The organism is Nocardia gamkensis NBRC 108242 (assembly GCF_001612985.1).
Taxonomy (GTDB): domain Bacteria; phylum Actinomycetota; class Actinomycetes; order Mycobacteriales; family Mycobacteriaceae; genus Nocardia; species Nocardia gamkensis.
Window position 1 is genome coordinate 79,638 of record NZ_BDBM01000006.1, and the last position, 13,529, is coordinate 93,166.

Annotated in this window: 9 protein-coding genes; 3 read left to right on the forward strand and 6 right to left on the reverse strand. The window is 69.7% G+C overall.

Translation table 11 applies throughout. The annotated features are described in order from the left end of the window. Positions 1 to 3: 3 nt before the first annotated feature. Positions 4 to 399: a hypothetical protein gene (locus tag NG1_RS06740; RefSeq protein ID WP_062969059.1), complete on the reverse strand. Its 396-nt coding sequence runs from the start codon at positions 397 to 399 to the stop codon at positions 4 to 6. Between the two features lie 552 nt (positions 400 to 951). Between NG1_RS06740 and NG1_RS06745 the strand changes: the two genes are divergently transcribed. After that, a complete protein-coding gene (locus NG1_RS06745; RefSeq protein WP_062969061.1) occupies positions 952 to 3,237 on the forward strand; it encodes an ATP-binding cassette domain-containing protein in 2,286 nt (761 codons plus the stop codon). Here NG1_RS06745 and NG1_RS06750 read toward each other — a convergent pair. The 4 genes from NG1_RS06750 to NG1_RS06770 form a co-directional block, all read right to left on the reverse strand. Then, positions 3,234 to 4,091, reverse strand: a complete 858-nt coding sequence (locus tag NG1_RS06750; RefSeq protein WP_062969064.1) for a helix-turn-helix transcriptional regulator — start codon at positions 4,089 to 4,091, stop codon at positions 3,234 to 3,236. The genes NG1_RS06745 and NG1_RS06750 overlap by 4 nt on opposite strands. A 153-nt stretch (positions 4,092 to 4,244) precedes the next feature. Next, the gene (locus NG1_RS06755) at positions 4,245 to 4,862 is read right to left on the reverse strand and encodes an HAD family hydrolase (RefSeq protein ID WP_168434165.1); all 618 of its coding nucleotides are present in this window, start codon (positions 4,860 to 4,862) and stop codon (positions 4,245 to 4,247) included. Positions 4,863 to 5,239: 377 nt separating this feature from the next. Then, complete coding sequence (locus tag NG1_RS06765) at positions 5,240 to 6,661, reverse strand: amino acid permease (protein WP_062969068.1); 1,422 nt, start codon at positions 6,659 to 6,661, stop codon at positions 5,240 to 5,242. Positions 6,662 to 6,762: 101 nt separating this feature from the next. After that, entirely contained in the window at positions 6,763 to 7,908 is a 1,146-nt protein-coding gene (locus tag NG1_RS06770; RefSeq protein ID WP_062969070.1) for an LLM class flavin-dependent oxidoreductase, read from the reverse strand. 254 nt (positions 7,909 to 8,162) lie between these two features. Here NG1_RS06770 and NG1_RS06775 point away from each other — a divergent pair, with 254 nt between their 5' ends. Further along, positions 8,163 to 9,671: a flavin-containing monooxygenase gene (locus NG1_RS06775; RefSeq protein ID WP_062969072.1), complete on the forward strand. Its 1,509-nt coding sequence runs from the start codon at positions 8,163 to 8,165 to the stop codon at positions 9,669 to 9,671. 4 nt (positions 9,672 to 9,675) lie between these two features. Here NG1_RS06775 and NG1_RS06780 read toward each other — a convergent pair whose 3' ends face one another. Next, a complete protein-coding gene (locus NG1_RS06780; protein ID WP_062969074.1) occupies positions 9,676 to 10,293 on the reverse strand; it encodes a TetR/AcrR family transcriptional regulator in 618 nt (205 codons plus the stop codon). 47 nt (positions 10,294 to 10,340) lie between these two features. Between NG1_RS06780 and NG1_RS06785 the strand changes: the two genes are divergently transcribed. Beyond that, the gene (locus NG1_RS06785) at positions 10,341 to 13,526 is read left to right on the forward strand and encodes an acetyl-CoA carboxylase family protein (RefSeq protein WP_062969076.1); all 3,186 of its coding nucleotides are present in this window, start codon (positions 10,341 to 10,343) and stop codon (positions 13,524 to 13,526) included. The last annotated feature ends 3 nt before the right edge of the window (positions 13,527 to 13,529 follow it).

The following is a 13,529-nucleotide window of genomic DNA, read 5'->3' on the forward strand; positions in this document are numbered from 1 at the left end:
GGTTCACGGCAGCCGGTCGACGATGACGCGCGGGTCGATCTGCCGCAGTCTTCTCGGCCTGCTGGTCAGGCAGGGCCACGTGCGTGCGACCGCCTCGCGGGTGACATGACCGGCAGCGTCGGCGGCGGAGCAGGCACCGCCCGGCTCGCCGGCCGGGTGCACGGTTCGGTCGAACGCCGGGACCACGGTGTGTGGCAGGCCGACCAGCACGGCGAGGATGTCGAGCCGGTCGGCCGGGATGTGTGTGCGCGCCGCCGCGAGCACGGTGCTCGGAACGACGATGGTGTTCCCCGCGTCGACCGTCGCCCAGACGATCGCCTGGGCATAGTCGGCGCGGTTGGTGAACGCGACGACCGCCGCGGCGTCGAAGACCACGCCGCCGAAGGCTCGCAACCTCACGCCGCGCCGGCGTGCGGTGCGTCCACCTCCCGGCCGGATAACGGCGGTGGCCCTGGTGCGGCGACGGCTCTCGGCGCGAAAACCCTGCCGCCGTGCACGTCTCGCGGAACCGGGCCACACGGTTGCGGCCGCGCGACGATGTCGTCGGGCAGCGTGACGGTGGCCTGTCGCGGTCTGTGCTCCCGAAGCGGCGGCATGCCCCGACTCTAGCCGTGCGTTGCGCCTCTGGGGAGGACGCGCGAGCGGGCTTGCGCCCCGGCGGGTGTGCTGCCGCACTAGCCGTCGCCGCATTCGTGATCCCAGCGGGAGATCCGCTGCGGCCGAGCGGATCTCGGCGTGTCCATCGGTGCTGTCACGAATGCGCACGCTGCGGCCCGTCGGCCCCCGTTGCGGAAATTCGTCGCCGGGGCGCCAGGTGCCGCCGGTGGGTCGTGGAAGTCATTGCGCAACGCCACCTTCCAGAGGGCGGGCTCGACGACACCCGGCGATTATTGTGATTTAGGTCATATTTACCGCGGCTTTTCGTCGGTGCGGAGTGGCAAGGTGTGCGGTATGCCTTTCGCCGAATCCACCACAACGCTCGACGCCATCCGGGTTCTCGGAGCCAGTGAGCACAATCTGCGCGACGTGTCGCTCGAGATCCCGAAGAACAAGATCACCGTCTTCACCGGCGTCTCCGGCTCGGGCAAATCCTCGATCGTCTTCGACACCATCGCCGTCGAATCGCAGCGCCAGCTCTACGCCACGTTCCCGGCGTTCATCCTCAACTTCCTGCCCCGCTACGAACGCCCGCACGCCGAGGCCATCGAGAATCTCACCGCGCCGGTGATCATCGATCAGCAGCCGGTGGGCGGTGGCCCGCGATCCACGGTCGGCACCATGACCGACATCTTCTCGATGGTGCGGGCCATGTTCGCCCGATTCGGTTCGCCCTCGGCCGGATTCGTCTACAACTACTCCTTCAATGTGCCGCAGGGCATGTGCCCGGACTGCGACGGTCTCGGCGTCACCGTGCGGGCCGACCCCGATCGGCTGCTCGACCGGACGAAGTCGCTGAACGAAGGCGCGATACTGCTGCCGGGGTACGGCGTGGGCAGCGGAGATTGGCAACTCTATGGCAAGTCCGGCCGCTTCGACCCGGACAAGAAGCTGACCGACTACACCGGCGAAGAACTCCACGACCTGCTCTACGGCACCGGCGGCAAGGTCGAGCTGACCTTCAGCAAAGGCACCTGGAAGGCGAATTACGAGGGTCTGGCCACGAAATTCACGCGGACCCGGTTGCAGCGCGACACCTCCACGCTGAGCGAGAAGACCCGCGAGCAGATGCGGCAATTCCTCACCGAGGGCGTCTGTCCGACCTGCGCGGGCGCCCGGCTGAACCAGGCGGCCCTGGCCACGAAGATCCACGGGCGCACCATCGCGGACTGGGCGCGCTTGCAGGTCACCGATCTGATCGAGGTGCTCGACGAGATCACCGATCCGGCCGCCGTCGGCCTGGCCCGCGCCATCCGCACCGGGCTGCGGCGGGTGGCCGACATCGGGCTGGGCTATCTGAGTCTGGACCGGCCGACCTCGACCCTCTCCGGCGGCGAAGGGCAGCGGCTGAAGATGATCAAGCATCTGTCCAGCACGCTGATCGGACTGACCTACATCTTCGACGAACCCAGCGTCGGGCTGCACCCGCGGGATGTGGGCCGGTTGAACGACCTGCTGAAAGCGCTGCGGGACAAGGGGAACACGGTGATCGTGGTGGAACACGATCCGGATGTCATCCAGATCGCCGACCATATCGTCGATGTCGGGCCGCGCGCGGGCGTGCACGGCGGGCAAGTGGTGTTCCAGGGCAGTTTCGCCGACCTGCGGACCGCCGACACCCCGACCGGCGCCGGTCTGCGCAGGCCCTTCCGGGTGAAGGACTCCTTTCGTACGGGCACCGGTGAGCTGCTCATCGAGCATGCGGCGGTGCACAATCTCAAGAACGTGACGGTCGGGATCCCGACCGGCGTCTTGACCTGCGTCACCGGCGTCGCGGGCTCGGGCAAGAGCAGCCTCATCCGGGACGTGTTCGTCAAGGAGTACCCCGAGGCGATCTTCGTGGACCAGTCGCCCATCGCGGCGTCGTCCCGGTCCACGCCCGCGACCTACCTCGGGTTGATGGACCCCATTCGCAAGCTGTTCGCCAAGGCGACGGGGGAGTCCGCGGGCCTGTTCAGCTTCAATTCGGCGGGCGCGTGCGAGCAGTGCGAGGGCCGCGGCGTGATCATCACCGAGATCGCCTACATGGACCCGGTGACCACCCACTGCGACGCCTGTGACGGACGGCGCTTCTCCGATGAGGTGCTCGCCCTCACGCTGCGCGGCAAATCCATCGCCGACGTGCTGGAGATGTCGGCGGAGGAGGCGCTCGGATTCTTCGCCGAGAAGGCGCTGCACACCAAGCTGCGCACCATGAACGAGGTGGGCCTGGACTATCTCAGCCTGGGGCAGGCGATGAGCACGCTCTCCGGCGGAGAGCGGCAGCGGATCAAATTGGCGACCCAGTTGCAGAACACCGGCAGCGTCTACGTGCTCGACGAACCCACCACCGGGCTGCACATGTCCGATGTGGACACGCTGCTCGCGCTGATGGACGGTCTGGTCGACCGCGGCAATACCGTCGTGGTGATCGAGCACAATCTCGACGTGGTTGCCCACTCGGACTGGGTGATCGATCTCGGCCCGGATGGCGGCAAGAACGGCGGCGAGATCGTCTTCACCGGGACGCCCGCCGAGTTGCTCGCGCATCCGTCCTCGCTCACCGGCGAATACCTGCGCCGCTACAAGGCGGGTAGCTAGCCGGCGGGCTTCGGCACCGTGAACTGCTGAGTCCCGGTCACCCGCAACAGTTCCAGCGCCGAGGCCTCCCGGCTGCCGGCCGCCGCCGAGTAGACCACGACCGCCTGGTCGGTGTCCGGGACCAGCAAGGTGTCGCAGTCCAGCCGCAGCGCGCCGAGATCCGGGTGTTCGATCGTCTTGGTCGCGCTGCGCCACTGCCCGGATCGCCGTGCGGTCCACAGCTGCTCGAAGCGTGGACTGCGGGAACGCAGTTCGGAGACCAAGCGCAGCAGGCCGGGATCGTCGGGATAGCGGGCGCGGGCGCTGCGCAGGCCGGCGACGGAGAACGACGCCGCGTTCTCGGCCTCGGCGGGCGTCATCGCGACCCGTCCCGGCTCGGTGCCGAGAAAGCGCTGCCAGATGATGTTGCGCTGGGCGGTCGGCCATGCGGAGAAATCACCGAGCAGCGCGGTCGCCATCGGATTCCAGGCCAGCACGTCGGCTTTGGCCGACAGCACCAGTGCGGGCAGATCCGCCATCCGGTCCAGCAGGCGCAAGACGCTCGGCCGCACCACCATGTCGATGCGGCCCTCCTGTGGAGGCGCCGTGCCCGCGAACTGGAACAGCAGCGTGCGGTCCTCGTCGTTGAGCCGCAGGGCGCGGGCGAGCGCGGCCAGCACCGCGGTGGACGGACGGGGGCCGCGCCCTTGTTCCAGGCGCACCACATAGTCCACGCTGACGCCGGCGAGCTGGGCGACCTCCTCGCGGCGCAACCCCCGCACCTGCCTACGCGCGCCCGCGGGCAGCCCGACATCGCCCGGACGCACTTGGTCGCGCGCCTGCCTGAGCAACGCGGCCAGTTCGGTTCGATCCACATGTCGATCATGCCGCAGCCGGTGGTCGCCGGGGTAGGACCGCTGCTCCCGGGAGGTGGCCGCCCTGGTGGACCGGTGCCGCGGTTGCCTGCGGTGCCCCTTGCCGTAAGCGGGGCGCTACCGGATTTCCGCGCCGGAGGGGTTGACGCCCTGCTAGGCGGTGACCGCGCCGAACTCCGTCGCGAGCCAGGCGGGAAACTCGGTGAGGTCGGTGAGGACCACATCCGCGCCCGCCGCCCGCAGTTCGTCGGCCGAGCACGGTCCGGTGCTGACGCCGACCGCGAAGACATCCGCGGCCCGCGCGCCGTTCATGTCGCCGACGTGGTCGCCGACGAAGAGGTCCGCGCCCTGCTCGCGCAGTGTCGCCGCCTTGCCCGCCGACCAGAGGTCGCCCGCGAGATGGTCGATGCGCCAGCCGAGTTCGGCGATGTGCAGCTGTGCCAGCGGGGCATGCTTGCCGGTGACCACGAGTACCCGTCCGTCGCGGGCCTCGACGGCCGCCAGCGCGGACTGCGCGCCGGGCATCGGGGGGATGGTCGACACGAGCGTCGGATACAGCGCCCGGTAGCGGGTCACCAGCGCTGGGACGAGTTCCTCCGGCGCGCCCGCCTCGACTAGCAGGGTGGCCAGCGGTGGGCCGAGCCGATCGGCGAACGTCGTCCCGCACAGCGGCAGGCCGAACTCCGCGCCGAGCAGGTCGATGGCCCGCGCGACGCCGGGCCGCGAGTCGATCAGCGTCATGTCGAGGTCGAAGCCCACCGTCCAGGTCACTTGATCGACCCTAATCGCCCGCGTGGCGGCGTGCCGGTCGGGCCGTTGTGATTCACAACTCCGCCGCACGTTGGTGTGTGGGCGGTGCGGCAGTCCGAACGGTGTGGTGGTGCTGCCGTGCTTCACGTGGAACCACCGATGCACTCGATGTCACGTAACCGGATGTGCGACCGAGTTTTTCGGCATTCGACGCGAACCTGCGTCGGGTGCGGATCGGTGGCGCGGTGCGCTTGGCGTAGCCGCTGATCGGGCTGATCTCCATGCGATCTATCCCGCTCAGGGTCCCGATCCGCTCGGTTGTGTAGCGGAACAGCGCATCGGTGTCGCGGCAGACAATGCACACCAGCAGATTGTGCGGGCCGGTGTGACGGGCCGAGTCAGGCGCCGGCCTGTGGGCCGGCGGCGGGGCGTGGCTCGGCGAGCGTGGAGCGCTTGCGTCCGTATCCGAGGTAGACCGCGATGCCGACCAGGACCCACACGCCGAACCGCACCCAGGTCAGCGCCTCCAGGGTGGTCGCGAGCAGGACGCAGCCGAACAGCGCGAGCAACGGAACCACCGGCACCAGTGGGGTGCGGAAGGGGCGCTCGCGCTCGGGCTCCGCCCGGCGCAGCACCAGCACGCCCACGCACACCACCGCGAACGCCGACAGCGCGCCGATGTTCACCAGTTCGACCACGATGTCGATCGGCAGCAGTCCCGCGATGACCGCGCCCAGCGCGCCCAGCAGCAGCGTCAGCCGCACCGGAGTGGACCGTTTACCGGTGGCCGCGAGGCGGTAGGGCAGCAGCCGGTCGCGGCACATCGCGAACATCAATCGCACCTGCGCGTAGACGATCAGCAGCAGGCCCTTGGTGAGCGCGATGATCGAGGCGATCACGATGACGTCGCCGATCCATCCGATCCGCACCGCGCCGAACGCGGTGGCGATCGGCGCGCCGTTGTTCAGCGTGGCGAACGGCACCATGCCAGTGAGCACGGCGCTGACCAGCGCGTAGAGCACGGTGGCGATGAGTACCGTGCCGATGATGGCGAACGGTACGTCGCGGCGCGGGTTGCGGGCCTCCTCCGCCGACGCGGCGACCACGTCGAAGCCGAGGAAGGCGAAGAACGCGATCGCCGCGCCGCCGATGATGCCCCCGACGCCGAACGGCGCGAACGGGGTCCAGTTGTCCACGCCGGCGTGCGGGGCGCCGACGGCGACCACCAGCACGAGCACGCCGATGGTCACCCCGACCAGCGCCTTGGTGATGCGCGCGGTGAATGTCACCTCGCCGACCAGCACCGCGACGACGGCGGCGACGATCAGGACGGCCGGCAGGTTCACCACGCCGCCTTCGGCGGGCCCCGCGACGAGTGCGTGCGGAATGGTGATGCCGAACAGGGAGTCCAGCGCGGAGACCGTGGTCCCGGACCAGCCGATCGCCACCGCGGCGCCCGCGATGACGAACTCCAGCAGCAGGTTCCAGCCGACCAGGAACGCCGGTGCTTCGCCGAGAGTCGCGTAGGTGTAGGTGTACGCGCTGCCGGAGACCGGCACCATCGCCGCGAGTTCGCTGTAGCACAACGCCACCAGTGCGCACACCGCTCCGGCCAAGACGAACGACAGCACGATGGCGGGGCCGGCCTTCTCCGCGGCGGCGACGCCGGTGATGACGAAGATGCCCGCGCCGACGATGGTGCCGACGCCCATGGCGGTGAGATCGAGTCGGCCGAGCCTGCGCGCGAGCGTGGGAGCGCCTGCCTCGGTCGTGGTGTCGGGCAGTCGGCGGCGCCATCGCCGGGCGGATGCGGTGGTCATGACTCCCTTACGAGAACGGTCCGTCGGTCACGGCCGGTGTGCCGAACCGATAGCCCATTCTCGCCGCGCGGCCCCGCTTGGGAATAACTGGGGTGTTGCGCTCAGCTACCGGAGGACGCCGCGAAGGGCGTGGCGGCGGCGACGCGGGCGGTGCGGTGTGGATGCCGCCACAAGCCCTCGCGTTCCAGGATCGGGAGCACGCCTTCACCGAACCAGTACGCCTCCTCCAGGTGGGGGTAGCCGGAGAGGATGAAGTGGTTGATGCCGAGCCGCGCGTATTCGGCCAGCCGATCGGCCACCTCGGCGTGTGAACCGACCAGGGCGGTGCCCGCACCGCCGCGGACCAGGCCGACTCCCGCCCAGAGGTTGGGCGCGATCTCCAGCCGCTCGGTGCTGCCGCCGTGCAGTTGCGACATCCGCCGCTGGCCCTCGGATTCGCTGCGCGCCAGATTGGCCTGCACCCGCTCGATGTCGGCGGGGTCGATGCCTGCCAGCAGGCGGTCGGCCTCGGCCCACGCCTGCTCGGAGGTGTCGCGGCTGATCACGTGGACGCGCAGGCCGTAGTCGAGAACGCGTCCGTGATCCACCGCCAGACCGCGGATCCACTCCAGCTTCCTGCTCACCGCGGGCAGCGGCTCGCCCCAGGTCAGATAGGCGTCGCTGTAACGGGCCGCGATCGGGCCCGCCGGTTCGGAGGAACCGCCGAAGAACACCGGCGGCACCGGATCGGGCCGGTTGCTCAGCAACGCCTGGTGGACCCGGATGTGTGCACCGTCGAACGTCACGGGCTCGGTGGAGGTCCACAGTTCTCGCACCACGTGCAGGAATTCGCCGGTGCGGGCGTAGCGCTGGGTCTTGTCCAGGAAGTCGCCGTAGGCCCGCTGCTCGTGCGGCTCGCCGCCCGTCACCACGTTGAGCAGCAGCCTGCCCCGGGAGTGCCGCTGGAAGGTGGCCGCCATCTGCGCCGCGAGGGTCGGGCTGACCAGGCCGGGGCGGAAGGCCACCAGGAATTTCAATGTCTCGGTGGTGTCGACCATCATCGCGGTGGTCAGCCAGGCGTCCTCGCACCACGCGCCGGTGGGGGTGAGCACCGCCTCGAAGCCGTTGTCCTCGGCGGCGGCGCCGATCTGGTTCAGATATCGCAGGTCGGCGGGGCGGTCACCGGACATGAAAGTGCCGTGCCCGCCCGCGACCAGTCCACGGGAATCGCCGTAGGTGGGGAGGAACCAGTGGAACGACAGACTCATGTGAGCCAACTTCCTTCCGGAGACCGCGGCCGAGCCGGTAACGGGCAGATCGAGGTGGTGCGCCCGGGGGCGCCGCAGTGATCCATGCTGGGCGCTCGCCAGGCTCGGGTCACGGTTTGGAACCAGCCCGGTTTTAATCCCGGGGTCCGCGCGTGTCACGATTCGTGACTAGACGTAACCACGAATAACACGTAATCTGGCCTCAGCACGCACCCTCGGGTGTGCGAGGCGGAGCGGACGAAACGAGTACCTCAATGACGCGGCATGTCGACGTATTGATCATCGGCGCTGGGCTGTCCGGAATCGGCATGGCCTGCCATCTCACCAGAGAGCGGACCGGGCGCAGTTACACGATCCTGGAGCGCCGGACGGCCATCGGCGGCACGTGGGACCTGTTCCGTTATCCGGGCATTCGCTCCGATTCCGACATGTACACCTTCGGCTACGGCTTCCGTCCGTGGAACGGCACCAAGGTGCTGGCCGACGGTCCGCACATCCGGCAGTACATCGAGGAGACCGCCGCCGAGTACGGCGTCACCGAGCACATCCGGTTCGGGCGGAAGGTGACCACGGCGCGCTGGTCCGGTGAGACGTCCACCTGGACGGTCGAGGCGCTCGATGAGCAGACCGGCGAGACCGAGGTCTTCACCAGTAACTTCCTGGCCGGCTGCACCGGCTACTACGACTACGACAACGGCTACCGCCCGAGGTTCCCCGGCGAGGAGAACTTCGGCGGGCAGATCGTGCACCCGCAGCACTGGCCCGAAGATCTCGACTTCACCGGCAAGCGGGTCGTGGTGATCGGCTCCGGCGCCACGGCGATCACCCTGATCCCGGCCATGAGCGACGCGGCCGCGCACGTCACCATGTTGCAGCGCTCACCGACCTACATCACCGCGTTGCCCGCCGACGACCCGGTCGCGGTGGGGATGAAAGCCGCCAAGGTGCCCGAGAGGCTCGCCTACCGGATCGGGCGGGCGCGCAACATCGCCTTGCAGCGCGCGAGCTTCCAACTCTCCCGCACCAACCCGGAGGCGGCCAAGAAGCTGCTGCTGGCCGCCGTGCGGATGCAGGTCGGCTCGGGTATCGACATGCGGCATTTCACCCCGAGCTACAACCCGTGGGACCAGCGGCTGTGCGTGGTGCCCAACGGCGACCTGTTCAAGGTGCTGCGCAGCGGCAAGGCGTCCATCGTCACCGACCGCATCGAGACCTTCACCGAGACCGGCATCCGCCTGGTCTCCGGCGAGGAACTGCCCGCCGACCTGGTGATCAGCGCCACCGGCCTGAGCGTGCAGATGCTCGGCGGTATGAGCGTGGAGGTCGACGGCGAGCCGGTGGTCACCCGGGACCGGGTGGTCTACAAGGGCGCCATGCTCGACGGCGTGCCGAACGCGGTGATGGTGCTCGGCTACACCAACGCGTCCTGGACACTGAAGGCGGACTTGGCCGCCGAGTACTTCTGCCGCGTGCTCAACCACATGAAGGCCAACGGTTTCACCCGGGTCGAGGCCGTGGCCACCGATGGCGATCGGGGTGCCGATTCGGTGATGGGCGGCGCGCTGACCTCCGGCTACATCCAGCGCGGCGACGCGGTGATGCCGCGTCAGGGCACCAACGGTCCGTGGCAGGTGATCAACAACTACTTCCGCGACCGCAAGCTGTTGCGCAAGGGGGCGCTCGAGGACGGGGTGCTGACCTTCGGCCGGGCGGAGCAGACGCCGACCGCCGCGCGTCCGCTGGAAGGCACGCGCAGCGCCTGAGCGCCTACAGCCCGAGCAGGGTTTCGGCGACTTCACCCATGGCGGCGCAATACTCGGCGCGGCCGGACTCGTCGGCGGTCCGGCGGGCGAGGACGCCCGCGGTGAGGGTGTAGCCGATGGTCTCCGCGATCACGCGCGGGTCCGTCACCGGCGCGATGCGGCCCGCCTCGATCTGACGCTGGAGATACCGGGTGAAGCGGCGGATCGGGCGCTCGGTGATCTCCTCGGCCAGTGTGGCCACCTTCGGGTCCACCGCCCCGCGCTCGTCGATCATGCGCAGCAAGGGCCCGGCCGTGGCGACCGCCGTGGCGAAGGATTCTATGGTGGCGCGCAACACTATTCGCGGATCGTCGTCCTCGATGCCCGGCTCCTGGGCGGCGAGGAAGTCGTCGCGAACCCGTTCGGCCAGCGCGAGGAAGATCTCCTCTTTCGAGGCGAAGTAGACGTACATCGTCGCGCGGGAGACGCCCGCCGCCGCGGTGATCGCGGCGACCGTGGTGTTGTCGTAGCCGCGCTCGGCGAACACCCGGGCGGCGGCGTCGAGCAGGGCGTGGTGCCGGGGGGTGTGCGAACGCTCCCGCGCTGCGCGCACCGACCAGGTGGACTGGGTCACGCCGGTCATCGTGCCGCATATTGACGTTGACGTCAACGTCAACGAGACTGGGCGGCATGCAGGTCGTTGTGGTCAACAGGGGAGAAATAGCGGTTCGCGTGCTGCGCACCGCCAGGGAACAGGGCTGGCGGACCGTGGCGGTGCACACCGCCGAGGAACAAGACGCGCTGCATGTCCGGTTGGCCGACGACGCCGTGCCGTTGCCGGGCGCCGGGGCCGCCGCCTACCTCGACGTGACGGCGGTGATCGCCGCGGCCAGGAAGGCGGGGCCGGGAGCGTTCGTGCACCCGGGCTACGGATTTCTCAGCGAGAGTGCCGAATTCGCGCGCGCGTGCGCCGCGGCGGATCTCGTCTTCGTCGGTCCGTCGCCCGAAGCGCTCGAGGTCTTCGGTGACAAGACCGCGGCGCGCGCGGCGGCCGATCGCGCGGGCGTCCCGGTGATCCCGGCGACGGATCGCGGCGCCGACCTCGCCGCGGTCGAGTCGCTGCTCGCCGCACATCCCGACGGCGTGATGGTGAAGGCCGCCGCGGGCGGTGGAGGCCGTGGTATGCGCGCCGTGCGGGATGCGGCTCACCTTCCGCCGGTGATCGAACGCTGCCGCGCGGAGGCGCTGGCCGGATTCGGTGACTCCGGGATCTACGCGGAGGCGCTGGTCACCGGCGCCCGCCACATCGAAGTCCAGATCGTCGCCGACGGCCGCGGCGCGGCGGCCGTCGGCGATCGCGATTGCAGCGTGCAGCGCAGGCAGCAGAAACTCCTCGAGGTGGCGCCCGCGCCCGAACTCTCCCCCACGTTGCGCGAGCGATTGCACGGCTGGGCTGTCCGGATCGCCGAATCGGTCGGTTGCCGCGGGGTTCTCACCGTCGAGTTCCTCACGCGCGGCGACGAGGCGTGGTTTCTCGAGGTCAACCCGCGATTGCAGGTCGAGCACACCGTCACCGAAGCGGTCATGGGGATCGACCTGGTCGCGGTGCAATGCGATCTGGCCCGCGGCGCCACGCTGGCCGAACTGGCGCTGCCCGCTCCTGATGGCGCCCGCGGCTTCGCGGTGCAGGCGCGCCTGAACGCCGAGACCGTCACCTCGGGCGGCGACGTGCTGCCCGGCGCGGGCACGCTGACCCGGTTCGCGCCCCCGACCGGTGGCGCGGTGCGGGTCGACACCGCCGCGTTCACCGGGATGCGGCAGGACGCGCGTTTCGACTCTCTGCTGGCGAAGATCGTCGCGAGTGGTCCGTCCTATCCGGCCGCACTGCGCCGGTGCGCGGACGCCCTGGCCGAGACCGTCGTGACCGGGGTGGACACCAATCTCGCCGTGCTGCGCGCGGTCCTGGCGGAGTTGGCGCGGGGCCGCGTCGTCTCGACCACGTGGTTCGAGCAGAACGTCGGTGAATTGGTCCAGCGTGCCGAGGATTTCGCTCTCGCCTTGCCTGCCGCGCCGGTCGGAGAGCCGGTCGCGGCGGCCGAGGTGACACTGGCCGGTGACGAGCAAGCGGTGCGTTCGCCGATGGGCGGCACGGTGGTCGCGCTCCCGGAGCCCGGGACCGTCGTCGCGGCGGGTGGCGAGGTCGCGGTACTGGAAGCGATGAAGATGCAGCACGTGGTGCGCGCCGAACAGGACTTGCGCGTGTGCCGCCTCGTCGTGGCGCTCGGTGCCGTCGTCGATCCGCATGCGCCGCTGCTGACCTTCGTCGCCGCCGACTACGACGGCGCGGTCGTGGCGGACGGTGCGGTAGACCTGGATTCGGTGCGCGCCGATCTCGCCGAAGTCCACGCTCGCCACCGCGTCGGCCTCGACGAAGCCCGTCCGGAGGCGGTCGCGAAACGCCATCGACTCGGGCGGCGCACCGCCCGGGAGAACATCGCCGACCTGGTCGACGCGGACAGCTTCGTGGAATACGGCGCGCTCGCGGTCGCCGCGCAGCGCCTGCGTCGGAGCCAGGAGGACCTGATCGCGAACACACCCGCCGACGGTCTGGTCGCGGGCGTGGCCACCGTCGGCGCCGAGCGATTCGGCCCCGATCGCTCCCGCGTGGTGGTGCTGTCCTACGACTACACGGTGCTGGCGGGCACCCAGGGGATGCGCAACCACGTCAAGACCGACCGCATGCTGGAACTCGCTCGCGAGCAACGGCTTCCGGTGGTCTTCTTCACCGAGGGCGGTGGCGGCAGACCGGGCGATACCGACTACCCCGGCATCTCCGGCCTGGACGTCACCACCTTCCGCGCGATGGGTGCGCTCTCCGGCCGTGTGCCGCTGATCGGGATCGTGTCCGGACGCTGCTTCGCGGGCAACGCTGCCCTGCTCGGCATGTGCGACGTCGTGATCGCCACCCCCGACGCGAACATCGGCATGGGCGGTCCGGCCATGATCGAGGGCGGCGGACTGGGCGTGTACGCACCGGAGGAAATCGGGCCGGTCGAGGTGCAGCGCCGTAACGGCGTCGTGCACATCGTCGCCGCCGACGAGGCCGAGGCGGTCGCCACCGCGCGTCGCTATCTCGCCTACTTCCAAGGCGACACCGCGGACTGGACCGCGCCGGACCCGCGCCTGGCGCGGCACGTGGTCCCGGAGAATCGCCTGCGCGCGTTCGACATCCGAGCCGCCATCGAAGCCGTCGCGGACGTCGGGTCGGTGCTGGAATTGCGGCGCGACTGGGCGGTCGGGATCGTCACCGCGTTGATCCGGGTCGAGGGACGGCCCTTCGGCTTGATCGCCAACAACTGTCACCATCACGGCGGGGCGATCGACGCTCCCGCCGCGGACAAGCTGGGCATGTTCCTGCGCTTGTGCGACGCCCACGGCCTGCCGATCGTCTCCTTGTGCGACACACCGGGTTTCATGGTGGGCCCGGACGCGGAGAAGGACGCCACGGTGACGAAGTTCAGCCGCCTGTTCATCGATTCCGCCGCGCTCTCGGTGCCGCTGGGCACCGTCATCGTCCGCAAGGGTTACGGTCTGGGCGCTCAAGCCATGGCTGCCGGTTCGTTCCGTGCGCCCCGGTTCGTCGTCGCGTGGCCGACCGGGGAGATCGGCGGCATGGGCCTCGAGGGCGCGGTCCGCCTCGGGTTCGCCAAGGAACTGGCCGCGATCGATGATCCGGTCCAGCGTCAGGAGGCTTTCGACAATCTGGTCCAGCTCGCCTACGCCAACGGTAAGGCACTCACCGCCGCCGCCGTGCTCGAGGTCGACGACGTCATCGACCCCGCCGACACCCGCCGCTGGCTTCGCACACTGCGTTGATGT